The sequence below is a fragment of the Pseudonocardia halophobica genome, from assembly GCF_027922425.1.
Classification (GTDB): domain Bacteria; phylum Actinomycetota; class Actinomycetes; order Mycobacteriales; family Pseudonocardiaceae; genus Pseudonocardia; species Pseudonocardia halophobica.
In genome coordinates, this window is record NZ_BSFQ01000034.1 from 48,983 (window position 1) to 74,563 (window position 25,581).

Sequence of the window (25,581 nt, forward strand, 5' to 3'; positions counted from 1 at the left end):
TGCCACGCGTGCCCGGGTGCGGACGGGCCTAAGCTCACCGGCGTGACCACCGTCCTGTTGGCGGAGGACGACGCCGCGATCGCGGAGCCGCTCTCCCGCGCCCTGCAGCGCGAGGGCTACGAGGTGGACGTCGCCGCCGACGGCACCACCGCGCTGGAGACCGTCCGGCAGGGGCACGTCGACCTGCTGGTCCTCGACCTCGGCCTGCCCGGCATGGACGGGCTCGAGGTCTGTCGCCGGCTGCGGCCCGACTTCCCCGACCTACCGGTGCTGATGCTCACCGCGCGGACGGACGAGGTCGACTTCGTCGTGGGCCTCGACGCCGGCGCCGACGACTACGTCGGCAAGCCCTTCCGCCTCGCCGAGCTGCTCGCCCGCGTCCGCGCCCTGCTGCGCCGGCTCACGCCCGAGACCGTCGAGGTCGGCGGGGTCCGGATGGAGCTCTCCGGCCGCCGGGTCCTGGTCGACGGCGAGGAGGTCGGCCTGGCGAACAAGGAGTTCGAGCTGCTGCGCGTGCTCCTGCTGCGGGCCGGGCAGGTCGTCACCCGCGAGGAGATCCTGCGCGAGGTGTGGAACGACCCCGACATGAAGACCTCCAAGACGCTGGACATGCACATGTCCTGGCTGCGCCGCAAGATCGGCGGCGAGCGGCGCATCGCGACGGTGCGCGGCGTCGGGTTCCGCTTCAACCACGGCTGACGCGTGCGCCGCCGGATCCTGCTCTCGACGCTGTTCGTCGTCGCGGTGACGGCGCTGGTCCTGGGCGGTCCGCTGGCCTTCACCACCTGGCGGCTGGTCGACGACTTCACCCGCGCCGAGCTCATCCAGCGGCTCGAGCAGATCGACGACCGCCTCGACGACAAGCCACCGGGCACCCCGCTCGACTCGGCCGCGATCGCCCTGGCCGTGCCCGCGGGCGGCGAGCTCGTCGTCGACCTCCCCGGCGTGCCGGTCCAGCGGGTGGGCACCGTCGAGAGCCCGGACATCCTGTCCGAGTCGCTGCCCTTCGGCCAGGGCGGCACGATCACGCTCTCCGAGCCGATCTCCGTCATGCGCACCCAGCAGCTCCAGGTCGTGGTGATCGTCATGCTGCTGGTCGTGCTGTCCGTGGGGACCGGCGCGGTGGTCGCCACGGTCACCGCCCGACGGCTGGCCGAACCGTTGCTCGACGTCGCCGAGCGGGCCGCCCGGCTCGGCGCCGGCGACTTCCGCCGCACCCCGCTCCGCCACGGCATCCCCGAGCTCGACCGGGTGTCCGACGTGCTCGACACCTCGGCGGGCGCCCTCGCCGATCTCGTGCAGCGGGAGCGTGCGCTGGTCGGCGACGTCTCGCACCAGCTCCGCAGCCGCATCACCGCACTCACGCTGCGGCTCGACGAGCTCTCCACCCATCCCGACCCCAGCGCCCGCCGCGAGGCCCTCGCCGCCCTGGAACAGACCGAGAAGCTCTCCGAGGTGCTCGACGAGCTGCTGGAGGCCGCCCGCGCCGCGCGCGCCGCGGGGGCCGAGCCGATGGACCTGCGCTCGGGCCTCACCGAGGTGGCCGACGAGTGGCGCCCCGCCCTCGAGTCCGCCGGGCGGCGGCTCAAGCTGCGGGTCCCGGAAGGCCTGCTCGCCCGGGTCACGCCCGCCAGGATCCGGGAGGCCGTCGGCGCCCTCGTCGACAACGCCCTGCAGCACGGCGGCGGCACCGTCACCATCTCCGCGCGGGAGGGGGCGAACATGCTGGTCGTGGAGGTGAGCGACACCGGCGCCGGGATCCCGGAGGAGCTGGTGCCGCACGTGTTCGACCGGGGGGTCTCGGTGCAGTCGTCCACCGGGTTGGGGCTGGCCCTGGCCCGCGCGCTGGTCGAGGCGGACGGTGGGCGGTTGGAGCTCTCCCGCGCCCGCCCCCCGACCTTCACGATCTTCCTCCCCGCCGCCCGCGCCGACGACGTGGTCGGCCCACCCCGTCCCGCTGCAACCCCGCGGTAGGAGTCGCGGGGCGGGCCCGGCGGTCGGGTGGCGAGGGGCACCACTCCGCCCCGCTCGGTCCTCCCACGGGCCGTCGACCGGGTGTGGCGCGGCGCCGGCGGGTGTGCGACGGGGGTCGGAGGGGTGTGCTCGCGTCGAACTCCGGCCGTCGCCCGTCCGAGCCACCACTACCTGAACGCCCGCTCGGTTACGGTGCGGGTATGGCGGAGCGGACGGTCGAGGTGGGCGACGGGGTGCGGCTGCGGGTCACCGAGGAGGGCTCGGGCCGGCCGGTGATCCTGGCGCACGGCTTCCCGGAGCTGGCGTACTCGTGGCGGCACCAGATCCCGGCGCTCGCGGCCGAGGGCTACCGCGCGGTCGCGCCGGACCAGCGGGGGTACGGCGGCTCGTCACGCCCCGAGCGGGTGGAGGACTACGACATCCACCACCTCACCGGCGACCTCGTCGCGCTGCTCGACGACCTCGGCGAGGACCGGGCCGTGTTCGTCGGGCACGACTGGGGCGCCATGGTCGTGTGGAACCTGGCGCTGCTGCACCCCGAGCGGGTCGCGGGGGTCTGCGGGATGAGCGTGCCGTTCGTGCCGCGCGCGCAGCGGCCGCCGACGGAGATCTGGCGCGAGAAGCTGGCCGGAAAGTTCTTCTACATCCTGCACTTCCAACAGCCGGGCGTCGCCGACGCCGAGATGGCCGAGGACCCGGCGCTCACGATGCGCGGCATGCTCAGCGGCCTGGTCGCCGGGGACGGGACGAGGCTGATCGGCGCGGACGACGGCCGCGGGATCGTCGAGCGGCTGCCGCAGCCGGAGTCCCTGCCGGACTGGCTCACGCAGGAGGAGCTCGACCACTACGCCGCGGAGTTCGCGCGCACCGGGTTCACCGGCGGGATCAACTGGTACCGGAACTTCGACCGCAACTGGGAGCGCACGCCCGAGCTCGCGGGAGCGCGCGTCGCGGCGCCGAGCTTCTTCGTGGCCGGCGACGCCGACCCGGTGCTGCGGATGACGCCGCCGGACCGGCAGGGGGAGTATCTCGACGACCTGCGCGGGGAGGTCCTGGTCGAGGGCGCGGGGCACTGGGTGCAGCAGGAGCGCCCGGCGGAGGTGAACGCCGCGCTGCTCGGCTTCCTGGGCGCGATCGACTGGTGAGCCGGCCTACTGCCCCAGCTCGTCGAGGTGCTCGGGGACGGTGACCTGGCGGCGCACGTTCTCGTCGGGGAACACGAACCGGCGGAAGGCCCACCAGCGGAACGCCATGCCGACGAGCGTGCCGAGGATCTGCCCGCTGACGAAGTCCGCGACCTCCTGGGCGAGCAGCGACACCTCGGGCACCTGCAGGTGGAACAGGTAGCGCGAGGCGGCGAGCGGCGCGGAGTACATCGCCACCCCGAGGCCGCTGACGACGAAGAACAGCAGCGCCTCGTGATGACGCTCACGGCCGCCGCGGGTCCGGAAGGACCACTCGCGGTTCATGACGTACGACACGATGGTGGCCACCAGCACTGCCATGATCTTGGCGGTGAGCGGCTTGGTGTCCAGCACCGTGGTCTTCAGGACCAGGAAGACCACCGTGTCGATCACCCACGTCGCCCCGCCGACGATCGCGAACTTCAGCAGCTCCCGGTGCTTGATGGCGATGCCGCGGAAGGGCTCGGGGATGAGCGCCAGCGTCGTCTCGACCAGGGACACTCGATCGATCGTGCCAGAGCCACGCAGCGCACCGGCGTCCGGCCCGGGTCTCCCGCGTGTCGGTGGGTAGGCTTCTCCGACCGTGAGCACCTCTGCACCGCGCCGGGACTTCCCGGTCGTCGGGATGGTCGGCGGGGGCCAGCTGGCCCGGATGACGCACCAGGCCGCGATCGGGCTGGGCCAGTCGCTGCGGGTCCTGGCCGTCAAGCCGGACGAGCCCGCGCCCCTCGTCGCGCCGGACGTCGTGCCGGGAGGGGCGGACGACCTCGCCGCGCTCGAGGCGCTCGCGGTCGGCTGCGACGCTTTGACGTTCGACCACGAGGGCGTGCCGCAGGAGCACCTGCGCGCGCTGGTCGCGAACGGCGTGCCGGTGCGGCCGCACCCCGACGCCCTGCAGCACGCCCAGGACAAGCTCGTCATGCGCCGTCGGCTCTCGGCGATGGGGCTCCCGGTGCCGGCCTTCGCCGAGATCACCACGCCCGAGCAGGTCGACGCGTTCGCCGCCGAGCACGGCTGGCCGGTCGTCCTCAAGGCCGCCCGCGGCGGGTACGATGGCCGCGGCGTCTGGTTCCTGCGCGACGCGGATCCCGATCTCGTCCGCGAGCTGCTGGCCGCCGGCACCCCGCTGCTGGCCGAGGAGGCCGTCACCATGCGCCGCGAGCTGGCCGCGCAGGTCGCGCGCTCGCCGTTCGGGCAGGCCGCCGCGTGGCCCGTCGTCGAGACGGTGCAGGAGGCCGGCCAGTGCGTCGAGGTCCTGGCGCCCGCGCCGGACCTGGCCGAGGAGCGTGCACTCGAGGCCCAGTCGCTCGCCCTGCGGATCGCGCAGGAGCTCGACGTCACCGGGCTGCTGGCCGTCGAGCTGTTCGAGACCGACTCCGGGCTCGTGATCAACGAGCTGGCGATGCGCCCGCACAACTCCGGGCACTGGACGATCGAGGGCGCCCGGACGTCGCAGTTCGAACAGCACCTCCGCGCGGTGCTCGACTACCCGCTGGGCACGACCACGATGACCGCGCCGGTCGTCGTCATGGCCAACGTGCTCGGCGCGGACCGCACGCCGGAGATGAGCGTCGACGAGCGCATCCACCACCTCTTCGCCCGGTTCCCGGACGTCAAGGTCCACCTCTACGGGAAGGGCGAGCGGCCGTTGCGGAAGGTCGGGCACGTCAACGTCCTCGGCACCGACCTCGCCGAGACCCGGCGCAAGGCCGTCCTCGCCGCGCAGTGGCTGTCCACCGCGGAGTGGACGGACGGCTGGTCGGTCCACGACGGGGCCGCGGCGGCCGGAGCTCCCACCGAGGCGGGAGCACGGGTGTGAGCGCCCGCGTCGGCGTAATCATGGGCAGCGACTCGGACTGGCCGGTCATGGAGGCCGCCGGGACCGCCCTCGCCGAGTTCGACGTCGAGTACGAGGTCGGCGTGTACTCCGCGCACCGCACCCCGCAGCGGATGCTCGACTACGCCCGGGACGCCGCGGGCCGCGGGATCCAGGTGATCATCGCCGGGGCCGGTGGCGCCGCCCACCTGCCCGGCATGGTCGCCGCCGCGACCCCGCTGCCGGTGATCGGCGTGCCGGTGCCGTTGAAGGTGCTCGACGGGCTCGACTCGCTGCTGTCGATCGTGCAGATGCCCGCCGGCGTACCGGTCGCGACGGTCGCGGTGGGCAACGCGCGCAACGCCGGCCTGCTCGCCGTGCGGATCCTCGCCGCGGCCGATCCGGAGCTGCGGGCGCGGATGGAGAGCTTCCAGTCCGCGCTCGAGGAGATGGTGCTGCAGAAGGACGCGGCGCTGCGCGAGAAGGCCTCCGGGCCGGGCTCCTGATCACACTCCCCAATTTCGTGGCGCGCGGCCGCCCCGCAGTCGTAGGGTGGCGGTACACGAGAAGGGAGGTGGTCCGACGTTGATTAGCGACAGGACTCGTGAGGTGGCTGTCCGCTAGGCACCAACAGGACGTCTTCCTGACGGCCAGTGGAAGCCGGTAGGTGCCGGCGAATCCCAGGCGGTCACCAGTGTTCCCCGGGCCCGAGCCCAGTCCAGCTCGGCGTGCGCTCCCCGTTCCGACGGGGTTGCGGCCCGGGGATCACTCATGTCCGGGGGCCGTCAGACCCCGGCCGCGTCCCGCGGGCCCATGCCCGCCGCCTCCGCCACCAGCTCGCGGAGCACCTGCTCGTCCACCTTCCCGAGCGCGGTGAACCGCACGCACGACTTCCCGATCGACGCCCCCGGTAGCCGGTCGGCGTAGGTCTCGGCCAGGTACCGGCCGTCGACCGCACAGAGCACGTAGAGCGAGAGGTACCGCTTCTGCGCGGCCAGCCCGATCAGCGCGGCCTCGCCCTCCCGCCCCGTGGCGTAGCGGTAGCGGAAGGGGCCGTAGCCCAGCATCCCGCGCTGCACCACACGGTCGAGGCCCGGCGCCTCCTCGCGGATCAGGGCGTCGAGGGCCCGGACGTCCGCGCGGCGCTTCTCGTCGACGGCGTCGAGGTACTCGTCGGGGCTCATCTCGCTCACCGGGTGATCGTGGCGTACCCGCCCGGACCGGGAATCGGCCGTCCGGCTCAGCTGGTGCGGCGTTCCAGCGAGCGGGCCGCGCGCTCCAGCCGGCGCGCCACCTGCTCCAGGTCCGGCGCCTGCTCCAGCGGCAGCATGCCGGCGACCTTGCGGAAGTGCGCCCGGCAGGCCTCGGTGCCCCCGGCCGTGCCGCCGTCGGCCAGCCAGCGGCGCAGGGCCTGGTTGTGCGCGGCGACGACCGCCGCCCCGGTGACGGCCGCGCGCAGGTCCCCGTCCTCGACGTCGGCGAGCCGCGCCGCCAGCTCCTTGGTGAACAGCCGCCGGTAGCGGTGCACCATGGCCGCCTCCCGGTCGCGCAGCGCGGGCACCTCGTGGACCAGCGCGAACCGCTTCCGGGCGGTTCCCGGGTCGGACAGGTAGAGGTCGAACACCGTCTCCCCGGCCCGCAGCACCACCGACAGCAGCGGCTCGGTGGGGTGCGCGGTCGCGAAGACCTCGGCGATCCGGGCGAGCCCGAGCTCGTGGTCGGGGGAGACCGCGTCCTCCTTGCCCTTGAAGTACCGGAAGAAGGTCCGGCGCCCGACGCCGGCGGCGGCCGCGATGTCGTCGACCGTCGTGTCGTCGTAGCCCCGCGCGGTGAACAGGTCCACCGCCGCCGTGACGAGGTCGCGACGCACCTCCGCGCGCCCCTCGGCCGAACGGCCGCGGCGCGAAGTGACGTTGGACATGGCACGGAGGGTAGCAGGGGCGTTGTTATGTGGCACGGAGTGCCGTTAGAGTGGACGCACCCGGACACACCGACGTGGGAGAAGAGATGCTGAACGCCGAGTTCGACGCCTACCGGCTGAGCGAGGAGCACGAGGCCCTCCGCGACGCCGTGCGTGCGCTCGCCGAGAAGGAGATCGCGCCGCACGCCGCGGAGGTGGACGAGCAGGCGCGCTTCCCCCACGAGGCCAAGGACGCGCTGGTCAAGGCCGGTTTCCAGGCCGTGCACATCCCCGAGGAGTACGGCGGGCAGGGGGCCGACGAGCTGGCCGCCTGCATCGTGATCGAGGAGGTCGCGCGGGTGTGCGCGTCGTCGTCGCTCATCCCGGCGGTCAACGGCCTGGGCTCGGTCCCGATCCTGCTCTCGGCCTCCGAGGAGCTGAAGAAGCAGGTCCTGCCGTCGATCGCCGCCGGCGAGGCGATGATCAGCTATGCGCTGTCCGAGCGCGAGGCGGGGTCCGACGCGGCCTCGATGAAGACCCGCGCCCGCCGTGACGGCGACGACTGGGTCCTCAACGGCACCAAGTGCTGGATCACCAACGCCGGCGAGTCCACCTGGTACACGGTCATGGCCGTGACCGACCCGGAGAAGAAGGCCAACGGCATCTCCGCGTTCGTGGTGCACAAGGACGACCCGGGCTTCGAGGTCGGCCCGAAGGAGCGCAAGCTCGGCATCGCCGGCTCGCCGACGCGGGAGATCTACTTCCAGGACTGCCGCATCCCCGGTGACCGGATCATCGGCGCCGAGGGCACGGGCTTCAAGACCGCGCTCGCCACGCTCGACCACACCCGCCCGACGATCGGCGCGCAGGCCGTCGGCATCGCGCAGGGCGCGCTCGACCAGGCGATCGCGTACATCAAGGAGCGCAAGCAGTTCGGCAAGGCGATCGCCGACTTCCAGGGCATCCAGTTCATGGTCGCCGACATGGCGATGAAGGTGGAGGCCGCGCGGCAGCTCGTCTACGTCGCGACCTCGCGCGCCGAGCGCGGCGAGAAGAACCTCGGCTTCATCTCGTCGGCCGCCAAGTGCCTGGCCTCGGACACCGCGATGCAGGTGACGGTCGACGCCGTGCAGCTCCTGGGCGGCGCGGGCTTCACCAGGGACTTCCCGGTGGAGCGGATGATGCGCGACGCGAAGATCACGCAGATCTACGAGGGCACCAACCAGGTGCAGCGCATGGTGATGGCGCGCTCCCTGCTCCGCTGACCAGCCGCACTATGGAACCATAATGCGCATAATCCAGGGTGATGAGCGCATTATGGTTCCATAATGCGCTCATTTCTGGCTCCTGAACGCATTATGGTTCCATAACGCTCGTCAGAGGATGAAGCGGAACAGCGGGGAGTCCGGGGGGATCGGCTCGATCTGCGGCGGCGAGGCCTCCATGCGGGCCAGCAGCGGCTCCAGGTCGGCCGGGTCGCCCAGCTCGATCCCGACGAGTGCGGGGCCCGTCTCCCGGTTGCTGCGCTTGACGTACTCGAAGAGCGTGATGTCGTCGTCCGGCCCGAGGACGTCGTCGAGGAAGCGGCGCAGCGCGCCCGGCTCCTGCGGGAACTCCACCAGGAAGTAGTGCTTGCGGCCCTCCCACACGAGGGCGCGTTCGACGATGTCGGCGTAGCGGCTGACGTCGTTGTTGCCGCCGGAGAGCAGACACACCGTGCTCGAGCCGCGCGGGATGTCCAGCTGGCCGAGCGCCGCCGGGGCGAGCGCGCCCGCGGGCTCGGCGATGATCCCGTCGCTCTGGTAGAGCGCGAGCATCTCGACGCAGATCCGGCCCTCGTCCACGGCGTCGACCGCGATCGACGCCTCGCGCACGATCGGGAACGTGGTCTCACCGACCCGGCGCACCGCGGCGCCGTCGACGAACGGCTCGACCTCCGCCAGCGTGGTCGGCTCGCCCTTCGTCAGGGCCGCGGCCATGCTCGCGGCGCCGGCCGGCTCGACGCCGATCACGCGGACGTCGGGGTGCCGTTCGCGCAGGTAGACGAGGGTGCCGGCGAGCAGCCCGCCCCCGCCGACCGGGACGATGATCTGGTCCGGCGGGTCCGCGAGCTGGCTGAGCACCTCGCGGACGACCGTGCCCTGGCCGGCCACGGTGCGGGGGTCGTCGAAGGCGGGGACGAGGGTGGCGCCGGTCTGCTCGGCGTCGGCGGCGGCGGCCGCGGCGGCGTCGTCGTACGTGTTGCCGACGACCACGACCTCCACGACCTTGCCGCCCAGCCGCGCGACCCGGTCCCGCTTCTGCCGCGGGGTGGTGCGGGGCAGGTAGACCCGGGCCGTGACGTGCAGCCGCGCACAGGCGAACGCGACGCCCTGGGCGTGGTTCCCGGCGGACGCGCACACCACCCCGCGCTCGCGTTCCTCCGGCGAGAGCTGCGCGATCAGGTTGTAGGCGCCGCGGATCTTGTAGGAGCGGACCGGCTGCAGGTCCTCGCGCTTGAGCCACACCTCGCCGCCGACGGCGTCGGACAGCCGCGCCGAGAGCTGCAGCGGGCTCGGCCCGATCACCGCGCGCAACCGCCCCGCCGCCGCGTCGACGTCGGAGGCGGTCACGCTCTGGGCGGGGGCGCTGGTCATCACCCCACCGTAGCCAGCCCACCTGCGGGGCCCTCCCCGAGCCCGCCCGCCGTCACAGCCGGGCGGTGCACTTCTCCGTGTCGTACTTGCGCTCCAGGCGCCCCGCGTCGGCGTGGGCGACCTGGACGAGGGAGGCACCGGCGGCGAGGACGGCGAGCAGGCCGTCGACCAGGTCCTCGCGCGCGGACCAGTCCCGCGTCGACAGCACCCGCTCCGAGCCGGAGAGCCCCAGCGCGGCGGCCCGCGCCGCCGCGCGGGCGGCCACCTCCGAGGCGGGCATGCCGTCGAGGGCGGGGGCGTCGGCGGGCACCGGCTCCCAGGGCACGAACTCGTCGCCGTGCAGCCGGACCTCGGTGGCGAAGTCGATCACCCCGGACGGCAGGCCGTCGATCCCGCGGCCGAACGCGTCGAGGGACAGGGCGACCACCCCGCCCGACGGCTCGGCGGCGAGCGCGAGGTCGAGCCGCCCGGCGTCGCACAGCACGAGGTCCGCCTCGGCGGGCTCGCCGACCACCTCGGCCCCGCACGACCACGCCGCGAGCAGCACCGACGCCGTCTGCCAGTGCGCCGGCAGCAGCACGGCGACCCTGCCGCCCGGCTCGACGTCGCACTCGTCGCGCAGCAGGTTGGCGGCCTTCGCCACCCAGTTCGCCGTGGTGACCGCGGACAGCTCGATCCGCTCGCCGGTGGCGTCGTCGTAGAAGGTGATCAGTGGCCGCGCCGGGGCGGCGGCGAGGATCGGGTCGAGCAGGGTGGCGGTCAGCGACACGGACGTCCTTCGCGGGTACGGGCGATCAGTCGATGCACGGTACGCCGCCCGCGTTGACCTCGGAGGTCGGCGCGGGCGCGGAGGTCGAGGAGCCGCCGGTCGTGGTCGTCGCCCCGGTCGTCCCCGTCGTCGCCGCCGCGGACGAGCCCGCGAAGTCGGTCCCGAGCAGCACCTGCACGTGCCCGGACCGCACGCCGTCGGCCTGCTCGACGCCGATCCCGCCGAGCTGCGCGGCCACCGCGCGGGCGGCCTCGTCACCGTCCGACTGGGCGTAGCGGACGACGGAGGTCGAGCGGCTGTCCGAGTTCTCCACCGTGCCGCGCAGGTAGCCCGCCCCGCCGAGCCGGTCGGCGACCTGGGCCGCGAGGCCGGTACCGCCCGAGCCGTTGCCGACGTCGACAGTGACCGTCGCCGGGTCCACCGTGGACGCGACCGGCGCCTCCGCGGTGGTCTCGGGCTCCTCCTTCGGCGCGGTCCGCTGCTCGACGAACTGCTGGACCTGCGTGGGATCGACCAGCACGACGTCGCCGCGCTCGTTGTTCGCGCCGCCCTGCGTCGGAATGGTCACGAAGTCGATGTTGCCCGCGGCGATGTCCGACGCCTGCCGGCCGAAGCCGAGCAGGTCCCAGCCGGAGTCGATGACGAGCGACTTCTTCGCCACGTCCATCAGCGCGGAGAGCGTGCCGGTGTCGGTCAGCGTGCCACTGGAGAGGATCTTGTCGGCGACGGCGGCGAGGAACACCTGCTGCCGGCGGATGCGGGACAGGTCGCCCTCGGGCAGGCCGTGCCGCTGGCGGACGAAGGCCAGCGCGTCCGCGCCGGAGATCGTCTGTGGGCCGGCGGCGAAGCGGGCGCCGGAGAACTCGTCGTCGACCGGGGCCCTGAGGCAGACGTCGACCCCGCCGATGGCCTGGGTCAGGTTGTAGAAGCCGAGCAGGTTGATCTCGGCGTAGTGGTCGATCGTGAGACCGGTCAGGTCCTGGACGGTGTCGATCAACGCGGTCCGCCCCGTCGCCGACGACTGCTGGTCGGCGTCCTTCTGGGTGACGCCGGACTTCACCAGCTCCTCGGCCTTGAGCGCCTTGGTGGCCGGGTACGCGGCGTTGATCTTGTCCTTGCGGTAGCCGGGGATGTCGACGTAGCTGTCCCGCGGGATGGAGAAGGCCGTCGCGCTGCCGCCGTCGGCGGGGATGTGCAGCACGATGATCGTGTCCGAGTTGAGGACGCCGGACTCGGCGCCGCTGCGCAGGGTGCGCAGGACGTCGTCGGGCAGCGGGTTGCCCTGCGCGTCCGTGCGGCTGTCGACGCCCACGAGCAGGATGTTCTGCTCGCCGCCGGAGGAGCCGCCGGTGATGACGTTGGTCGTGGTCAGGCCCGCGGTGAGGTCGCGGTAGAGGCCCCACGCCGTGCCCGTGACCGCCACGACCAGGGCGGACAGGACGCACAGCGTGATCCGGGTCCGGCGGACGAACCGGCCGGGCGGCCGCCCGGGCGGCGCGGTCGCGGGGCGGGGCCGCGCCGGCGGAGGGGTGCGCGGGCGCGTGCGGGTGGGGGGACGGGTGGGTGCCGCACCCCGCGAGACGTCCCGGGCGGGCCGGCGCGGCGGCGGCTCGACGACGGCCCGGCGAACGGGCCTGCGGGGCTCGTCGCGGTCGGGAGTGGACCGGCGGGCCGAGGTGCGGGCGGAGCTCGACCGCGCGGACGCGCCGCCCGGCTCCCCGTCCCGGTCGGAGCCGGTCCGGCGTCCGCGGGGGACGGACCCGTCGCCGCGCCCCGAGCCATCCCGGGCGGAACCGTCGCGACCCGAGCCGGTCGAGCGGGGGCGGCCGCTCCCGGAGCCGGAGGACGAGCGGTCGCCGGAGCCGCGGTCACGGGCCGAGGCGCCGGAGGAACCGCTTCGCCCGGAACCCGCCCGGCCCGCCGTGGAGCCCCCGTCCCGGGACGACCGGGCGGAGTACCCCGCCGCGGAGCCCGTGCCGCGTTCGGAGCGCGGCTCCGGCGCGACGTCCGACCGCCCCGCCGAGCCGGTCGCGCGGGCCCGTGGGGGACGGTCGGGGCCGCCGCCGGTCAGGGCGCCGCCCTCGCCGAACAGCGCGGAGGCGCCGGCGCGGCGCTCGCGCCGCGGCCCGCCCGAGGAGGAGCGGCCACCGGACGTCGGGTCCACTCCACCTCCTCACCTCGCGCCCGGTTCGGGTCCGGACCCCCGCGGCCGCCACCCGGCCGCCCCTAGAGGGTGCAGCATCCGGAGGCATGATCGCGCGCGTCGCCCGGCGTGTCGGCGGCTCGAGATCACCGTTGGGCGATCGTCCACCCCGGAGGGTGACCCGTTCGGACCTACGCGTGATCATCTCCGTGACGGACCGCCCCGTCCTGCCGGACCACCGGGGGAGTGAGACCATTCACATCTCCACGTCGCGAGGGGCCCCCGCATGACCGCACAGCCCGACGAGGCGGCCCGGACCGACGCCGTCCACCGCATCCCCGTGCCGCCGCCGGAGGGGCCGCTGACGGCCGCGGGCCGGGCGCTGCTGGAGCAGCACCGGGCCTGGGAGGCGGTCGAGCCGCTGCGCCGCGCCGTCGCCTCGCGCGAACCGGGCTCGGCGGACCTGCTCGTGCGCGCCTACCTGGACAGCGGCAGCTGGACCGCAGCCATCGAGTTCCTCGCGCCGCTGGTGGAGCAGGGGCACCTGGAGTTCGCGGGGCGGCTCGGGGTCGCGCTCGCCGAGCTGGGCGACCACTCGCGGGCCGAGCAGGTGCTGCGCCTCGCCGTGGCGCAGCGCGAGCTCCCCGCCGCCAACGACCTCGCCCTGCTGCTGCGGGCGGACGGCCGCTTCGCCGAGGCCGTCCGGGTCCTCACCGACGCCGCCGAGGCGGGCGACCCGCAGGCGCCGGACAACCTCGTCGCGCTGCACCTCGAGGCGGAGGACCTCGCCGCAGCCGTCGTGGCCGCCGAGCGGTACGCGGACGAACGGCGGCCGGACGCGCTCGTCGCGCTGGCGGACGTGCGGGCCGTCCAGGGCCGGGACGCGGAGGCCGAGTCCCTCTACCGGCGCGCCGGCGAGCTCGGCGCCGTCCGCGCCCACACCGCCTACGCCGCGTTCCTCGTCGCCCGCGGCGACCTCGACGGGGCCGACCGCGAGTACCGCGAGGCCGAGCGGCACAACGAACCGGGCTGGGCCTGGACCATCGGCCGGTTCCTGCTCGACACCGGGCGGCCCGAGGCGGCGCGCTGGTACCTGGAGATGGCGGTGACCTGGGGCGACCGGGCCGCCGCCGAGGCCCTCGCGGAGCTCGACGGCGAGGACCCGGCGGACGACTGAGTCCCCGGCCCCGATCGGTCGGCCCCCGGTCCCCGCACCGACCGGCCCCCGGGGGCCCGTTAGGGTGACCCGCCATGGAGTCGGCGGTCCGCACGTACGGGGACGAGCTCGCGGTCGTGACCGTCACGTACTCACCGGGCGACACGCTCGAGGCCTTCCTGGACTCGCTCAAGGCGGCGACCGCGCGTCCGCCCCGGGTCGTGCTGGCGGACAACGGGTCCGTCGACGGCGCCCCGGAGCGCGCGGCGGAGCGCGACGGTGTGGAGCTGCTCCGGATCGGCGAGAACGTCGGCTACGGCACGGCCGCCAACCGAGCCGTCGCCGGGCTGGGGCCCGAGGTGGGCTGGGTCGTCGTCGCCAACCCGGACCTGGTCTGGGGCGAGGGCGCGATCGACACGCTGCTCGAGGCCGCCGGCCGCTGGCCGCGCGCCGGCGCGCTCGGACCGCTGATCCGCGAGCCCGACGGCACGGTCTACCCCTCGGCCCGGCTGCTGCCCTCGCTGGGCCACGGCGCCGGACACGCCGTCCTCGGCCGGGTCTGGCCCGGCAACCCCTGGACGCAGACCTACCGGCAGGCCGCCGCGGCGATCGGCGAGCGCACGGCGGGTTGGCTTTCCGGCTCGTGCATCCTGGTGCGCCGCAGCGCCTTCGACTCGGTCGACGGGTTCGACCCGCGCTACTTCATGTACTTCGAGGACGTGGACCTCGGCGACCGGCTCGGCCGGGCCGGCTGGCTCAACGTCTACGTCCCGACCGCCGAGGTCGTGCACACCGGCGGGGTCTCCACCTCGAAGCCCGAGGTGTCGGCCCGGATGCTCGCCGAGCACCACCGCAGCGCCTACCGCTACCTCGCCGACCGGCACCCGGGCCCCCGCAACGCCCCGATCCGGGCGGCGGTGCGGGCCGGACTCGCGGTGCGAGCCCGGGCAACGCAGGCGCGTGGACGAACGTCCACCCGGTGAGACCAGCAGTGTGAGACCGGAGATCCGGACCGGGGGGACCGGCCGGCTGACGAGAGGACCGTTCGTGCTGGACGACGTCGAGGCCGTCGTGCTCGTGGGGGGCAAGGGCACGCGCCTGCGCCCCCTCACCCTGTCGGCCCCGAAGCCGATGCTGCCCACGGCGGGCGTGCCGTTCCTGGCCCACCTGCTCTCCCGGATCCGCGCCGCGGGCGTGCGGCGCGTGGTGCTCGGCACCTCGTACCTCGCGGAGACGTTCGAGGAGCACTTCGGCGACGGGGAGTCGCTCGACCTCGAGCTCACCTACGTGGTGGAGGACCAGCCGCTGGGCACCGGCGGCGGGATCGCCAACGTGGCCAAGCACCTGACGACCGAGAACGTCATGGTCTTCAACGGGGACGTGCTGTGCGGCACCGACCTCACCGCCGTCGTCGACACCCACCGGCGCACGGACGCGGACGTCACCCTGCACCTGGTCCGCGTGCAGGACCCGCGCGCGTACGGCTGCGTGCCCACCGACGCCGACGGCCGCGTCCAGGCGTTCCTGGAGAAGACCGAGGACCCGCCGACGGACCAGATCAACGCCGGTTGCTACGTCTTCCGCCGCTCGGTGATCGAGGACATCCCGCAGGGCCGGGTGGTGTCGGTGGAGCGCGAGACCTTCCCCGGGCTGCTCGAGGCGGGCGCCCGGGTCAGCGGGCACGTCGACAACGCCTACTGGCGCGACATGGGCACCCCCGCCGACCTCGTGCACGGCTCGGCCGACCTGGTCCGCGGCGTGGCGCCCTCGGCGGCGCTGCCCGGCCCGGCCGGCGAGTCGATCGTGCTGCCCGGTGCCACCGTGGCGAAGGACGCGTTCGTGTTCGGCGGCACCGCCGTCGGGCGGGACGCGGTGATCGGGGCGGGCGCGAAGGTCGAGGGCTGCATGGTCTTCGACGGCGCGGTGATCGAGCCGCACGCGGTCGTCGAGAGCTCCGTGGTCGGCGCCGGCGCCCGGATCGAGGCGGGCGCGCACGTCCGCGACGCGGTGATCGGCGACCGGGCGGTCATCGGGGCGCACTGCGAGCTCAAGGGCGGCGTGCGGGTGTGGCCGGAGGTCCAGCTGCCGCCGCACGGGGTCCGGTTCTCGGCCGACGTCTGACTCCGTGAGTGGCTACTGCCCCTAGAGCGGCAGTAGGCACTCACGACCGCCTTCGGGCTGCGGTTACCGTGGTCGCGTGATCGAGCGCGAGTGGCGGCCGGACTTCCGGCTCGACCTCGCCGGGGTGCTCGCCCCGTTGCGTCGCGGGCGGGGTGACCCGTCGTGGCGCTCGGTCGGCGAGGGCTCCGCGATCTGGCGCGTCTCCACCACGCCCGACGGGCCCGCCACGGTCCGGATGTCCCGGCGCAGCGACGGCACGGTCGTCGCCGCCGGCTGGGGGCCCGGCGCGCGGTGGGAGCTCGACGGCCTGCCCGCCCTGCTCGGCGCGCACGACGAGCCCGAGTCCTTCGTCGCCCACCACCCGCTGATCGCCGACGCCGCCCGCCGCCTGCCCGGGATCCGGCTCGGCTCCACCCGCCGGGTGTGGGACCAGCTGGTGCCCGCGATCCTCGAACAGAAGGTCACGGGCATCGAGGCGCGGCGCTCCTGGCGCGAGCTCTGCTGGCGGTTCTCCGACCCCGCGCCCGGTCCGGCCGGCACGATGCCGCGGGGCATGCGCGTGCCGCCGACGCCCGCGCAGATCCGCTCCGTCCCGGACTGGGAGTGGCACAGGGCCGGGGTGGACTCGGCCCGGCGGCGGGCGATCCGGGCCGCCGCCGCGGTCGCGCACCGGCTGGAGAAGGCGGTCGAGCTGGGCGGCGAGCAGGGCCGGATCCTGTTGCGCCGCATCCCCGGTATCGGGGTGTGGACCGCCGCCGAGGTGGCCCAGCGCGCGTGGGGCGACGCCGACGCCGTCAGCTTCGGGGACTTCCACATCCCCACCGTGGTCGGCTGGGCCCTGGTCGGCCGCCCGCTCGACGACGTCGGGATGCTCGAGGTCCTGGCCCCGTACGCGCCGCAGCGGCACCGGGCGGTGCGGTACGTCGAGATCTCGGGGTTCCGCCGCCCGCGCTTCGGGCCCCGCTTCAGCCCGCGGGACTACCGGGAGATGTAGATCGTCGCGGGGTACGTTCGTGGGCGTGGCCCTTCTCGACTCCCCGATCGCCGCGCTCTCCGCTCTCGACGGCGGCGCCCTCCCGGACCTCGGCGGCAAGGCCGTCCTCGTCGTCAACGTCGCCTCGAAGTGCGGGCTCACCCCGCAGTACGAGGGTCTGGAGCGGCTGCAGGAGCGCTTCGCCGGCCGCGGGTTCACCGTGCTCGGCGTGCCGTGCAACCAGTTCGCCGGGCAGGAGCCGGGCACGGCGGAGGAGATCGCCACGTTCTGCTCCACCACCTACGGCGTCTCCTTCCCGCTCACGGAGAAGGTCGAGGTCAACGGGCCGGGCCGGCACCCGCTCTACGCCGCGCTGACCGCCACCGCCGACGAGGCGGGCGAGGCCGGGGACGTCCAGTGGAACTTCGAGAAGTTCCTCGTGGCCCCGGACGGGACCGTGCGGGCCCGCTTCCGGCCGCGTACCGAGCCGGAGTCCGACGAGGTGGTGGCGGCCGTCACCGAGGTCCTCCCCGGCTGAGCGGAGCGAGCCTCTGCACCGAGGGGAGCGAGCCTCTGCGCCGGTTGTCGGGGGTCCGACGTAGCCTGGCGCCGTGAAGGTCACCGTCCTGGTCGGAGGCGTCGGCGGCGCCCGGTTCCTGCTCGGCGTGAAGGCCGCCCTCGGGCTGCCGGCCGTCGGGCCCGGCGAGGGCCCGCACGAGGTCAGCGCCGTGGTCAACGTGGGCGACGACGTGTGGATGCACGGCCTGCGGATCTGCCCCGACCTCGACACCTGCATGTACACCCTGGGCGGCGGGATCGACTCGGAGCGCGGCTGGGGCCGGGCGGGGGAGACCTGGGCGGTGCGGGACGAGCTGGCCGCCTACGAGGCCGATCCCACCTGGTTCGGGCTCGGCGACCGGGACGTCGCGACGCACCTGGTCCGCACCCGGATGCTGCGCGCGGGCTACCCGCTCTCGCAGGTCACCGAGGCGCTGTGCCACCGGTGGAAGCCGGGCGTGCGGCTGCTGCCCGCCACGGACGACCGGGTCGAGACGCACGTGGTGATCGACAACCCGGAACCGGCCGACGACGCGCCGCCGCAGGTCGCGGTGCACTTCCAGGAGTGGTGGGTACGCCACCAGGCCAAGTTCCCCGCCCACCGGTTCGCGTCGGTGGGTGCGGACGAGGCGAAGGTCCTGCCGGCCGCGGCGCAGGCGATCGCCGACGCGGACGTGGTGCTGGTCGCGCCGTCGAACCCGGTGGTCAGCATCGGCACGATGATCCAGGTCCCGGGCATGCCGCAGGCGCTGGTCGGCACCAAGGCGAAGATCGTCGGGCTGTCGCCGATCGTGGGCGGGCGGCCGCTGCGCGGGATGGCCGACGCGTGCCTCTCGGCGATCGGGGTCGAGACCACCGCCGAGGCCGTCGGCCGGCACTACGGCGGGCGGGCGAAGGGCGGCCTGCTCGACGGCTGGCTGGTCCACTCGGGAGACTCCGCCGAGATCGAGGGCGCCGAGACCCGGGCGGTCCCCCTGCTGATGACGGACGTGGAGGCCACGGCGGACATGGCGCGTGCGGCGTTCGAGCTGGCCGGGGTCACCCCGTGAGCGCTCTGCCCGCCCCGTCGCCGGTCCCCGACCACGGCGCCGCCGAGGGGCTGCGGATCCTGCCGGTCCCCGGGCTGCCGGAGTTCCGCCCGGGGGACGACGTGACCGCCGCGCTCGCCGAGGCCGCCCCGTGGCTGGAGTCCGGCGACGTCGTGGTGGTCACCAGCAAGATCTTCTCCAAGGCCGAGGGCCGGCTCGTCCCGGCGCCGATCGATCCCGAGGAGCGGGACGAGCTGCGCCGCCGGCTCGTCGAGGGCGAGACCGAGCGGGTCCTGGCCCGCCGCGGCAGAACGCTGATCGTCGCGTCGAAGCTCGGGATCGTGCAGGCCGCGGCCGGCGTCGACGGGTCGAACGTACGGCGGGACGAGCTGGCGCTGCTGCCCGTCGATCCCGACGCCAGCGCCGCCCGGCTGCGCGAGGGCCTGCGCGAGCGGCTCGGCGTCGACGTGGCGGTGGTCGTCACCGACACGATGGGCCGGTCGTGGCGGGTCGGGCAGACGGACGTCGCCATCGGGTCCGCGGGGCTCACCGTGCTGCACCGCTACGGCGGCGCGGTCGACGCGGAGGGCAACGAGCTGCTGGTCACCGAGGTCGCCCTGGCGGACGAGGTGGCCGGCGCCGCCGACCTGGTCAAGGGCAAGCTCGGCGGGACCCCGGTCGCGGTGGTGCGCGGGCTCGGCGTGCGCGAGGACGGCTCGACGGCGCGGGACCTCGTCCGGCCGATCGACGAGGACCTGTTCTGGCTCGGCACCGAGGAGGCGCTCGCGCAGGGCCGGCGCGAGGCCGTGCTGCTGCGCCGCAGCGTCCGGGACTTCGCGCCCGAGGAGGTGCCCGCGGAGTCGGTGCGCCGGGCCGTCGGCGTCGCGCTGACCGCGCCCGCGCCGCACCACAGCACGCCGTTCCGGTTCGTGTGGCTGCGCGACCCCGCCCGGCGCACCGCCCTGCTCGACGCGTTGCGCGAGCGCTGGCGCGCCGATCTGGAGGCCGACGGACGTCCGGCGGACGAGGTCGAGCGCCGGCTCGCGCGGGGCGACCTGCTGCGCCGGGCGCCCGAGCTGGTGCTGCCCTTCCGCACCGGCGACGGCGCGCACGCCTACCCGGACGAGGCCCGCCGCGCGGCCGAGCGGGACATGTTCACCGTGGCCGGCGGGGCCGCCGTGCAGTCGTTCCTGGTGGCGCTGGCCGCCGAGGGCCTGGCCTCGTGCTGGGTCGGGTCCACGATCTTCGCGCCCGAGGTGGTGCGGGCCGAGCTGGGGCTGGCGGAGGACTGGCAGCCGCTCGGTGCCGTCGCGTTCGGGGTGCCGCTCGAGGCGGCCCACCCGCGCCCGCCCGCCGACCCGGCCGCGGGGTTGCTCGAATGGTGAGCCCCGTCCCCGCGGGGGAGACGCCCGCATGGTGAGCCCGGCCGTCGCCGTCGAGGAGCTCCGCGCGTGGTCGCCGCCCGACGCCGGGCAGGCCGCGCTGCAGCAGGCGCTGATCGCCTTCTGCCTCGCCCGCCCGGAGGACGCGTGTGCCCGCGAGTGCGCGGCCGGGCACCTCACCGCATCGGCGCTGGTGGTCGACGCGGCGGGGGAGCACACCCTGCTGACCCTGCACCCGCGCGTCGGCCGGTGGATCCAGCTCGGCGGGCACTGCGAGCCGGGGGACGCGTCGCTGCGGGCGGCGGCGCTGCGGGAGGCGACCGAGGAGTCCGGGATCGCCGGGCTGGAGATCGCCGAGCACCCGCTGCACGTCGACGTCCATCCCGTGACCTGCTCGCTCGGCGTGCCGACCCGGCACCTCGACGTCCGCTACCTGGTGCGCGCGCCGGCCGGGGCGGTGCCCGCGATCAGCGACGAGTCGGTCGACCTGGCCTGGTGGCCGCTCGACGGGCTGCCGCCGGAGTCGGACACGGTGCCGGCGATGGTCGCCCTCGCCCGCGGCTGACGGGCCGGCGGCGGGTCAGCGCCAGAACAGCAGCAGGCTGTAGCCGGCGGCGGCGTACTGCGCGTCGCCGCCGATCAGGGCGAAGAGGAACTGCCCGACCCCGAACAGCACTCGCGACACCCCGGGCACCCCGAGGACCAGCAGGAACAGCACGAGCGGGGCCCACGGGCGCACCTTGTGGCCGAGCTGCTGGGCCTGCGGCGACAGGTAGGGCTCGAGCACGCCGTACCCGTCGAGGCCGGGCACCGGCAGGATGTTGAGCACGAACGCGAGGATCTGGATCAGCGCGAGGCAGGACAGCCCGACCGCGAGCCCCTCGTTCATCGGGACGAAGATCACCGCCAGGCTCAGCAGGATCCCGATGACCAGGTTGGTGGCCGGGCCGGCGAAGGACACGAACGAGCGGATTCCCCGCGAACGCAGCGCCCACTGGTTGATCCACACCGCGCCCCCGGGCAGCGGGATGCCGCCGAGCAGCAGGAACACCACGGGCAGCACGAAGGAGAGCCCGACGTTGGCGTACCGGCGGATGTCGAGGGTGAGGTAGCCGCGGTTCTCGATGCTGTGGTCCCCGCCGCGGTGCGCCACGTAGGCGTGCCCGAACTCGTGCAGACAGAGCGAGACGCACCACCCGCCGAGCACCAGCAGCACCACGCCCGTGGTGAGCAGGACCATCGACCCCTGCAGCGCGGACTCGGTCCCGACGACGCAGAGCACCCCGCCGACGACCGTCACCGCCAGGAGCAGCAGGAACCACGGGCTGACTCGATTGGAGACTCCGCGCACTTGCCCATTCTGCCGAACGGGTGTCCGAAGGGGTGGAACCCGTCACCCGGTCGGCAGCCCCGGGTTGCGGTGAACCGACCGACACCGCTGTACTTACAGCGGTGTCATTCGCCGGGCGCGGGGAGGTGGGCGAGTGGACGTTTTCACGGACACCGTGTTCGTCACGGGGGCGGGCACGATCGGCGACCCGATCGGAGCGACGGTGGGCGCTCCGGAGAACTTCGGGATCGGCCCCACGGAGGGGCTTCGCCTGATCGACACCCTGGTCGACGGTCAGGACGACGGCGAGCAGGACTGGCAGGAACGCGCACTGTGCGCGCAGACGGATCCGGAGGCGTTCTTCCCCGAGAAGGGCGGCTCCACACGGGAGGCCAAGCGCATCTGCGCGGGGTGCGACGTCCGGGCCGAGTGCCTGGAGTACGCGCTGGCGCAGGACGAGCGCTTCGGCATCTGGGGCGGGCTCTCCGAGCGGGAGCGTCGTCGCCTGCGACGGGCGGCCGGCTGAGGCCGGGGTCCGACGGACAACTTCACCACGACATCCCCTCCCGGCGTACGCAGCGCGCCGGGAGAGGAACCCGAAGGGCGGGCGATGCGGCCCGCCCTCGTTCGAGCCCGGACGCGTGTCCGGCTGCGTGCCCGCAGCCGGCGACGGTCCGGGCTCTCGCGCGTCCGGGCCGCCCTCGGCGCCAGGTGCCCTCAGTCCGCCCCGCCCTCGACGGCGTCGGGCTCGATGTTGAGGTACTCCGCCACCTGCTCGACCAGCACCTCGTGCAGCAGCTCGCCGAGATCGGCGCCGCCGCGGGCGCGCGCCTCCAGCGGGCGCCGGTAGAGCACGATCCGCGCCCGCGAGGGCAGCCCGGCCTGGTCGACGCCCGCCGGCACCAGCTGGGCCAGCGGGACGCCCGCGTCGGCGAGCACCCCGGTGCCCCACACGACCTCCTCGGGCGAGGTCCGCTCGACCTCCGGCACCTCGTCGACCGCCAGGTCCAGGTCCACCAGCTCGGGGCCCCAGCGCAGCTCGATCGGCTCGAGCGCCTCGAGCACGCGGGCGTCGAACCGCTCGGCCCGGGTGCGGAAGGAGGGCGTGGTCACCGGGTACAGCAGGCCGCGCAGTCCCCGGCCCCGGCGGTCTCGCCTGCGGGGGGAGCGGCGCGGGATGCGGCGCGCGGTCGTCACCCGTCGAATAGTACGACCCGGCGGGCCCGCGCCGTGCCGGTGCGGCCGCCCGGCGTCGCCCGTCCGTACCGCGCCCGGGCGGGTGGGGCCGCCCCGCGCGTCGCAGTCGGGAACCGTGCGCGCGGGGGGCTATCGTCGGGGGCGTGCTGAGTGTCCGGAGGTGTTCGCGGAGCGGCTGCACCGAGCTCGCGGTGGCCACTCTCACCTATGTCTACGCGGACTCGACCGCGGTCGTCGGGCCGCTGGCCACCCAGGCTGAGCCCCACACCTACGACCTGTGCACCGCGCACGCCCACCGGCTCACCGCCCCCCGCGGCTGGGAGGTCGTCCGCTTCGAGGGCGAGTTCGCGCCGCCGCAGCACACGGACGACGACCTGACCGCCCTGGCCGAGGCCGTCCGCGAGGCCGGCCGGGTCGACCGGCCCATCGAGGCCTCGCCCACCGTCACCGCCGGTCCCGGTGCCACCACCGGCCGGCGGGGTCACCTGCGCGTGCTCCCCACGCCGCCGGAGGACTGACCCCCGGACTCACGGGCCGTCACCGTCCGTCGCCCGTCCGGTGCGCGTCGTCGCGGCCGTCCCGCGGGCCGTCGGGCCCGCCCGCTAGGCTCCGGACCCGTGCCCGACCTCTCCCAGATCGTCAAGGCGTACGACATCCGCGGCGTCGTCGGCGAGCAGCTCGACGCCGGCACGGTCCGTGAGGTCGGAGCGGCGCTGGCCCGGCTGCTGCGCGCGGAGGACCCCGCGGTCACCGAGATCGCGGTGGGCCACGACATGCGGGACTCCTCGCCCGGGCTCGCGGCCGCCTTCGCCGAGGGCGTGACCGCCCAGGGGCTCGACGTCCTCGACATCGGCCTGGCCAGCACCGACATGCTCTACTTCGCCGCCGGGAGCCTCGGCGTGCCCGGCGCGATGTTCACCGCCAGCCACAACCCGGCGAAGTACAACGGCATCAAGCTCTGCCGGGCGGGCGCGACCCCGATCGGGCAGGACACGGGGCTCGCCGCGATCCGCGAGGCCGTCGAGCAGGGGGTGCCCGAGGGGCCCGGCGGCGGCACGGTCCGCCGGCGCACGCTGCTCGCCGAGTACGCCGCCTACCTGCGCGGGCTCGTCGACCTGAGCGGCATCCGGCCGCTGCGCGTGGTGGTCGACGCCGGCAACGGCATGGGCGGCTACACGGTGCCCGAGGTGCTCGGCGGCCTCCCGCTCGACGTCGTGCCCCTGTACTTCGAGCTCGACGGCACCTTCCCCAACCACGAGGCCAACCCGCTGGACCCGGCGAACCTGGTCGACCTGCAGAAGGCCGTCGTCGCGGAGGGGGCCGACCTCGGCCTGGCCTTCGACGGCGACGCCGACCGCTGTTTCGTGGTCGACGAGCGTGGCGAGCCGGTGAGCCCGAGCGCGATCACGGCGCTGGTCGCGGTCCGCGAGCTGGCCAAGTCGCCCGGCAGCTCGGTGATCCACAACCTGATCACCTCCCGGGCCGTGCCGGAGATCGTCCGCGAGCACGGCGGCACCCCGGTGCGCACCCGGGTGGGCCACTCGTTCATCAAGCAGACGATGGCCGACACCGGTGCGGTGTTCGGCGGCGAGCACTCGGCGCACTACTACTTCAAGGACTTCTGGAAGGCCGACTCCGGCATGCTGGCCGCGCTGCACGTGCTGGCCGCGCTGGGCGAGCAGCAGGAGCCGCTGTCCGGGCTGATGCGCGTCTACGAGCGCTACTCGGCCAGCGGCGAGGTCAACTCCACCGTGGTGGACCAGGCCGACCGGGTCGCCGCCGTCCGCGAGACCTACGGGGCCCGCGAGGGCGTGGAGTTCGACGAGCTCGACGGGCTCACCGTCGCCCTGCCGGACGGCTCCTGGTTCAACCTGCGCGCCTCCAACACCGAGCCGCTGCTGCGGCTCAACGTGGAGGCCGCCGACGAGGCCGCGGTGGCGGCGCTGCGGGACGAGGTCCTCGCGATCGTCCGCGCCTGAGCGCGGCGGGCGCCCGTTCGCCCGGGACCGCGACGAGCCGATCACCGCCGCGCGGGTACCCCGGACGGATGCGGCGCGCCCGCCCGCGCCCTGGCAGCATCAACGGCACGTGAGGTGAGGAGAACCGTGGCCGTACAGCTCGACCCCCAGCTGCTCGAGATCCTGGCCTGCCCGTCGGAGGACCACGCGCCCCTGACGCCGGCGGGGGAGCATCTCGTGTGCACCGCCTGCGGCCGCCGCTACCCGGTGGTCGACGGCATCCCGGTGCTGCTGCTCGACGAGGCCCTCCCTCCGGAGGACGCGCCCGCCCCCGAGCACCCCGGAAACGCCGGGTGACGATCGTGCTCGACGACACCCTGCTCGGCGACCCCGTCGCGCTCGCCTCCGCGGACACCGGCGGCGTGCTGCGTGCGGCGGCCACGGCGGGCGCCCAGGTCCGCTCCGCGGCACAGGCGGCGGTCGAGGCGGGCGTCGCCGACCTGGCGGGGCACCGGCCGCGGGCGCTGGTGTTCCTGCGCCGCCCGGGCTCGTCGGGCGCGGCGGCGGAGATCGTCGGGGCGCTGCTCGGGTCGCTGTGCCCGGTGCCGATCGTGGTGGCCGACGTCGTGCCCGGCTGGATCGGTCCGCTCGACGTCGTGCTGGCCCACTCCGCCGACCCGGCGGACGTCGAGCTGGCCGAGTCGGTGTCGCGGGCGGTCGGGCGCGGGGCCGAGGTGGTGCTGTCGGCACCGGCCGAGGGCCCGGTGGCGTCCGCGGGCGCCGGCCGCGCCCGGTTCGTCGAACCCCGGATCCCGGTTCCGCCCGCACTGGACCTGCCGCGCGCGCTCGCCGTCGCGCTGACCGTCGTCTCCTCGCTGGGGCTGTGGCCGGGCGGGCTCGACCCCTCCCTCGACCCCCTGGCGGACGCGCTCGACGCCGAGGCGGAGCGCAACCAGCCGAACCACGAACCGTTCATGAACCCGGCGAAGTCGCTGGCCCTGCGGCTGGCCGAGCGCACCCCGCTGCTCTGGGGCGCCGACCCGGCCGCGACCGCCGTCGCCGGGCACGGGGCGACCGCCCTGGCCACGCACGCCGGCGTGGTGGCACACGCCGCGGACATCGCCCAGGCCGCCACGGCCACCGCGCTGCGCCGGGCCGTCGACCTGGCCGACCGCGGCGAGGACATCTTCCGTGACCCGTTCGACGACCCGGGGCCCGACTCGCCGCCGGTCCGCGTCGTGCTGCTCGCGACCGCCGAGGAGGAGCCGGGGCAGGTCGCGGTGCGCCGCACCGGCCGCGGCTGGCCCGCCGACCTGCAGCACCCCGTCGACGAGGTCCCGCGCGGCACCCGGGACGCGGTGCTGCTGCGCACCGCGCTGCTGGCCTCCCGGCTGGAGATCGCCGCCGTCTACCTCGGCCTGGCCACCCGGGCCATCGAACCGGCCTGACGGGCCGA

General features: G+C 74.9%; 27 protein-coding genes. 19 read left to right on the forward strand and 8 right to left on the reverse strand.

Features of this window, described 5'->3' with window-relative positions; genetic code table 11:
- Nucleotides 1-42 precede the first annotated feature (42 nt).
- The 3 genes from PKE99_RS28790 to PKE99_RS28800 all read left to right on the forward strand — a co-directional run bounded on the left by PKE99_RS28790 (nucleotide 43) and on the right by PKE99_RS28800 (nucleotide 3,119).
- Nucleotides 43-699, forward strand: coding sequence for a response regulator transcription factor (locus PKE99_RS28790; protein WP_037046442.1), 657 nt, complete (start codon nucleotides 43-45; stop codon nucleotides 697-699).
- A gap of 3 nt (nucleotides 700-702) precedes the next feature.
- Nucleotides 703-1,974, forward strand: a complete 1,272-nt coding sequence (locus PKE99_RS28795; protein ID WP_037046444.1) for an ATP-binding protein — start codon at nucleotides 703-705, stop codon at nucleotides 1,972-1,974.
- Between the two features lie 200 nt (nucleotides 1,975-2,174).
- Nucleotides 2,175-3,119: an alpha/beta fold hydrolase gene (locus PKE99_RS28800; RefSeq protein WP_156067645.1), complete on the forward strand. Its 945-nt coding sequence runs from the start codon at nucleotides 2,175-2,177 to the stop codon at nucleotides 3,117-3,119.
- Nucleotides 3,120-3,125: 6 nt separating this feature from the next.
- On the opposite strand, the gene PKE99_RS28805 is transcribed toward PKE99_RS28800, so the two are convergent.
- Nucleotides 3,126-3,659: a GtrA family protein gene (locus PKE99_RS28805; protein ID WP_051737519.1), complete on the reverse strand. Its 534-nt coding sequence runs from the start codon at nucleotides 3,657-3,659 to the stop codon at nucleotides 3,126-3,128.
- Nucleotides 3,660-3,741: 82 nt separating this feature from the next.
- Between PKE99_RS28805 and PKE99_RS28810 the strand changes: the two genes are divergently transcribed.
- Together PKE99_RS28810 and purE are read left to right on the forward strand one after the other, a co-directional pair.
- Complete coding sequence (locus PKE99_RS28810; RefSeq protein WP_269323008.1) at nucleotides 3,742-4,977, forward strand: 5-(carboxyamino)imidazole ribonucleotide synthase; 1,236 nt, start codon at nucleotides 3,742-3,744, stop codon at nucleotides 4,975-4,977.
- Nucleotides 4,974-5,480 carry a 5-(carboxyamino)imidazole ribonucleotide mutase gene (gene purE / locus PKE99_RS28815; RefSeq protein WP_269323009.1) on the forward strand — a complete coding sequence of 169 codons (507 nt, stop codon included), beginning with the start codon at nucleotides 4,974-4,976 and terminating at the stop codon, nucleotides 5,478-5,480. Before PKE99_RS28810 ends, purE begins: the two co-directional genes overlap by 4 nt.
- Before the next feature lie 279 nt (nucleotides 5,481-5,759).
- On the opposite strand, the gene PKE99_RS28820 is transcribed toward purE, so the two are convergent.
- On the reverse strand, nucleotides 5,760-6,158 hold the full coding sequence (locus PKE99_RS28820) for a DUF1801 domain-containing protein (protein WP_037046736.1): 399 nt from the start codon (nucleotides 6,156-6,158) through the stop codon (nucleotides 5,760-5,762).
- Between the two features lie 56 nt (nucleotides 6,159-6,214).
- Entirely contained in the window at nucleotides 6,215-6,895 is a 681-nt protein-coding gene (locus tag PKE99_RS28825; protein ID WP_037046447.1) for a TetR family transcriptional regulator, read from the reverse strand.
- 86 nt (nucleotides 6,896-6,981) lie between these two features.
- Between PKE99_RS28825 and PKE99_RS28830 the strand changes: the two genes are divergently transcribed.
- The gene (locus PKE99_RS28830; protein WP_037046448.1) at nucleotides 6,982-8,139 is read left to right on the forward strand and encodes an acyl-CoA dehydrogenase; all 1,158 of its coding nucleotides are present in this window, start codon (nucleotides 6,982-6,984) and stop codon (nucleotides 8,137-8,139) included.
- Nucleotides 8,140-8,250: 111 nt separating this feature from the next.
- On the opposite strand, the gene ilvA is transcribed toward PKE99_RS28830, so the two are convergent.
- The 3 genes from ilvA to PKE99_RS28845 are packed head-to-tail and all read right to left on the reverse strand — an operon-like array spanning nucleotide 8,251 to nucleotide 12,443.
- Nucleotides 8,251-9,510 carry a threonine ammonia-lyase IlvA gene (gene ilvA / locus PKE99_RS28835; protein WP_051737521.1) on the reverse strand — a complete coding sequence of 420 codons (1,260 nt, stop codon included), beginning with the start codon at nucleotides 9,508-9,510 and terminating at the stop codon, nucleotides 8,251-8,253.
- Nucleotides 9,511-9,562: 52 nt separating this feature from the next.
- The gene (locus tag PKE99_RS28840) at nucleotides 9,563-10,279 is read right to left on the reverse strand and encodes a TIGR03089 family protein (protein ID WP_037046451.1); all 717 of its coding nucleotides are present in this window, start codon (nucleotides 10,277-10,279) and stop codon (nucleotides 9,563-9,565) included.
- Nucleotides 10,280-10,304: 25 nt separating this feature from the next.
- A complete protein-coding gene (locus tag PKE99_RS28845; RefSeq protein ID WP_231498225.1) occupies nucleotides 10,305-12,443 on the reverse strand; it encodes an LCP family protein in 2,139 nt (712 codons plus the stop codon).
- A gap of 265 nt (nucleotides 12,444-12,708) precedes the next feature.
- Here PKE99_RS28845 and PKE99_RS28850 point away from each other — a divergent pair, with 265 nt between their 5' ends.
- The 8 genes from PKE99_RS28850 (at nucleotide 12,709) to PKE99_RS28885 (ending at nucleotide 20,205) form a co-directional block, all read left to right on the forward strand.
- Nucleotides 12,709-13,599: a tetratricopeptide repeat protein gene (locus PKE99_RS28850; RefSeq protein WP_051737522.1), complete on the forward strand. Its 891-nt coding sequence runs from the start codon at nucleotides 12,709-12,711 to the stop codon at nucleotides 13,597-13,599.
- Between the two features lie 74 nt (nucleotides 13,600-13,673).
- A complete protein-coding gene (locus PKE99_RS28855) occupies nucleotides 13,674-14,561 on the forward strand; it encodes a glycosyltransferase family 2 protein (protein ID WP_037046453.1) in 888 nt (295 codons plus the stop codon).
- 67 nt (nucleotides 14,562-14,628) lie between these two features.
- Nucleotides 14,629-15,699, forward strand: coding sequence for a mannose-1-phosphate guanylyltransferase (gene manB / locus PKE99_RS28860; RefSeq protein ID WP_081924184.1), 1,071 nt, complete (start codon nucleotides 14,629-14,631; stop codon nucleotides 15,697-15,699).
- 76 nt (nucleotides 15,700-15,775) lie between these two features.
- Nucleotides 15,776-16,693 carry a DNA-3-methyladenine glycosylase family protein gene (locus PKE99_RS28865; RefSeq protein WP_081924171.1) on the forward strand — a complete coding sequence of 306 codons (918 nt, stop codon included), beginning with the start codon at nucleotides 15,776-15,778 and terminating at the stop codon, nucleotides 16,691-16,693.
- 25 nt (nucleotides 16,694-16,718) lie between these two features.
- Nucleotides 16,719-17,210, forward strand: coding sequence for a glutathione peroxidase (locus tag PKE99_RS28870; RefSeq protein WP_037046746.1), 492 nt, complete (start codon nucleotides 16,719-16,721; stop codon nucleotides 17,208-17,210).
- A 73-nt stretch (nucleotides 17,211-17,283) separates the two neighbouring features.
- On the forward strand, nucleotides 17,284-18,279 hold the full coding sequence (gene cofD / locus PKE99_RS28875) for a 2-phospho-L-lactate transferase (protein WP_037046458.1): 996 nt from the start codon (nucleotides 17,284-17,286) through the stop codon (nucleotides 18,277-18,279).
- Nucleotides 18,276-19,643, forward strand: coding sequence for a coenzyme F420-0:L-glutamate ligase (locus PKE99_RS28880; RefSeq protein ID WP_231498226.1), 1,368 nt, complete (start codon nucleotides 18,276-18,278; stop codon nucleotides 19,641-19,643). Before cofD ends, PKE99_RS28880 begins: the two co-directional genes overlap by 4 nt.
- Nucleotides 19,644-19,671: 28 nt before the next feature.
- Nucleotides 19,672-20,205: an NUDIX hydrolase gene (locus PKE99_RS28885; RefSeq protein ID WP_037046461.1), complete on the forward strand. Its 534-nt coding sequence runs from the start codon at nucleotides 19,672-19,674 to the stop codon at nucleotides 20,203-20,205.
- A 15-nt stretch (nucleotides 20,206-20,220) separates the two neighbouring features.
- On the opposite strand, the gene PKE99_RS28890 is transcribed toward PKE99_RS28885, so the two are convergent.
- Nucleotides 20,221-20,991, reverse strand: coding sequence for a site-2 protease family protein (locus PKE99_RS28890; protein WP_037046463.1), 771 nt, complete (start codon nucleotides 20,989-20,991; stop codon nucleotides 20,221-20,223).
- Between the two features lie 250 nt (nucleotides 20,992-21,241).
- Here PKE99_RS28890 and PKE99_RS28895 point away from each other — a divergent pair, with 250 nt between their 5' ends.
- A complete protein-coding gene (locus tag PKE99_RS28895; protein WP_197040660.1) occupies nucleotides 21,242-21,496 on the forward strand; it encodes a WhiB family transcriptional regulator in 255 nt (84 codons plus the stop codon).
- Nucleotides 21,497-21,687: 191 nt separating this feature from the next.
- Here the strand turns inward: PKE99_RS28895 and PKE99_RS28900 are convergent, their stop codons facing one another.
- A complete protein-coding gene (locus PKE99_RS28900) occupies nucleotides 21,688-22,167 on the reverse strand; it encodes a metallopeptidase family protein (RefSeq protein ID WP_037046466.1) in 480 nt (159 codons plus the stop codon).
- A 143-nt stretch (nucleotides 22,168-22,310) separates the two neighbouring features.
- Here PKE99_RS28900 and PKE99_RS28905 point away from each other — a divergent pair, with 143 nt between their 5' ends.
- From PKE99_RS28905 to PKE99_RS28920, 4 genes are all read left to right on the forward strand, one after another.
- Nucleotides 22,311-22,685: a DUF3499 domain-containing protein gene (locus PKE99_RS28905; RefSeq protein ID WP_037046468.1), complete on the forward strand. Its 375-nt coding sequence runs from the start codon at nucleotides 22,311-22,313 to the stop codon at nucleotides 22,683-22,685.
- Nucleotides 22,686-22,784: 99 nt separating this feature from the next.
- Nucleotides 22,785-24,146: a phosphomannomutase/phosphoglucomutase gene (locus PKE99_RS28910; RefSeq protein ID WP_037046470.1), complete on the forward strand. Its 1,362-nt coding sequence runs from the start codon at nucleotides 22,785-22,787 to the stop codon at nucleotides 24,144-24,146.
- A 126-nt stretch (nucleotides 24,147-24,272) separates the two neighbouring features.
- Entirely contained in the window at nucleotides 24,273-24,482 is a 210-nt protein-coding gene (locus PKE99_RS28915; protein ID WP_037046472.1) for a Trm112 family protein, read from the forward strand.
- Complete coding sequence (locus PKE99_RS28920; RefSeq protein ID WP_306470761.1) at nucleotides 24,479-25,573, forward strand: SIS domain-containing protein; 1,095 nt, start codon at nucleotides 24,479-24,481, stop codon at nucleotides 25,571-25,573. The genes PKE99_RS28915 and PKE99_RS28920 overlap by 4 nt, the downstream gene beginning before the upstream one ends.
- Nucleotides 25,574-25,581 lie beyond the last annotated feature (8 nt).

What these genes read in the sequence shown, in the direction of transcription:
- PKE99_RS28850 (WP_051737522.1), top strand. Translation starts at nt 12,709, where the DNA reads ATGACCGCACAGCCCGACGAGGCGGCCCGGACCGACGCCGTCCACCGC.
- ilvA (WP_051737521.1), bottom strand. Translation starts at nt 9,510, where the DNA reads ATGACCAGCGCCCCCGCCCAGAGCGTGACCGCCTCCGACGTCGACGCG.
- PKE99_RS28820 (WP_037046736.1), bottom strand. Translation starts at nt 6,158, where the DNA reads ATGAGCCCCGACGAGTACCTCGACGCCGTCGACGAGAAGCGCCGCGCG.
- PKE99_RS28830 (WP_037046448.1), top strand. Translation starts at nt 6,982, where the DNA reads ATGCTGAACGCCGAGTTCGACGCCTACCGGCTGAGCGAGGAGCACGAG.
- PKE99_RS28885 (WP_037046461.1), top strand. Translation starts at nt 19,672, where the DNA reads ATGGTGAGCCCGGCCGTCGCCGTCGAGGAGCTCCGCGCGTGGTCGCCG.
- PKE99_RS28855 (WP_037046453.1), top strand. Translation starts at nt 13,674, where the DNA reads ATGGAGTCGGCGGTCCGCACGTACGGGGACGAGCTCGCGGTCGTGACC.
- PKE99_RS28825 (WP_037046447.1), bottom strand. Translation starts at nt 6,895, where the DNA reads ATGTCCAACGTCACTTCGCGCCGCGGCCGTTCGGCCGAGGGGCGCGCG.
- PKE99_RS28800 (WP_156067645.1), top strand. Translation starts at nt 2,175, where the DNA reads ATGGCGGAGCGGACGGTCGAGGTGGGCGACGGGGTGCGGCTGCGGGTC.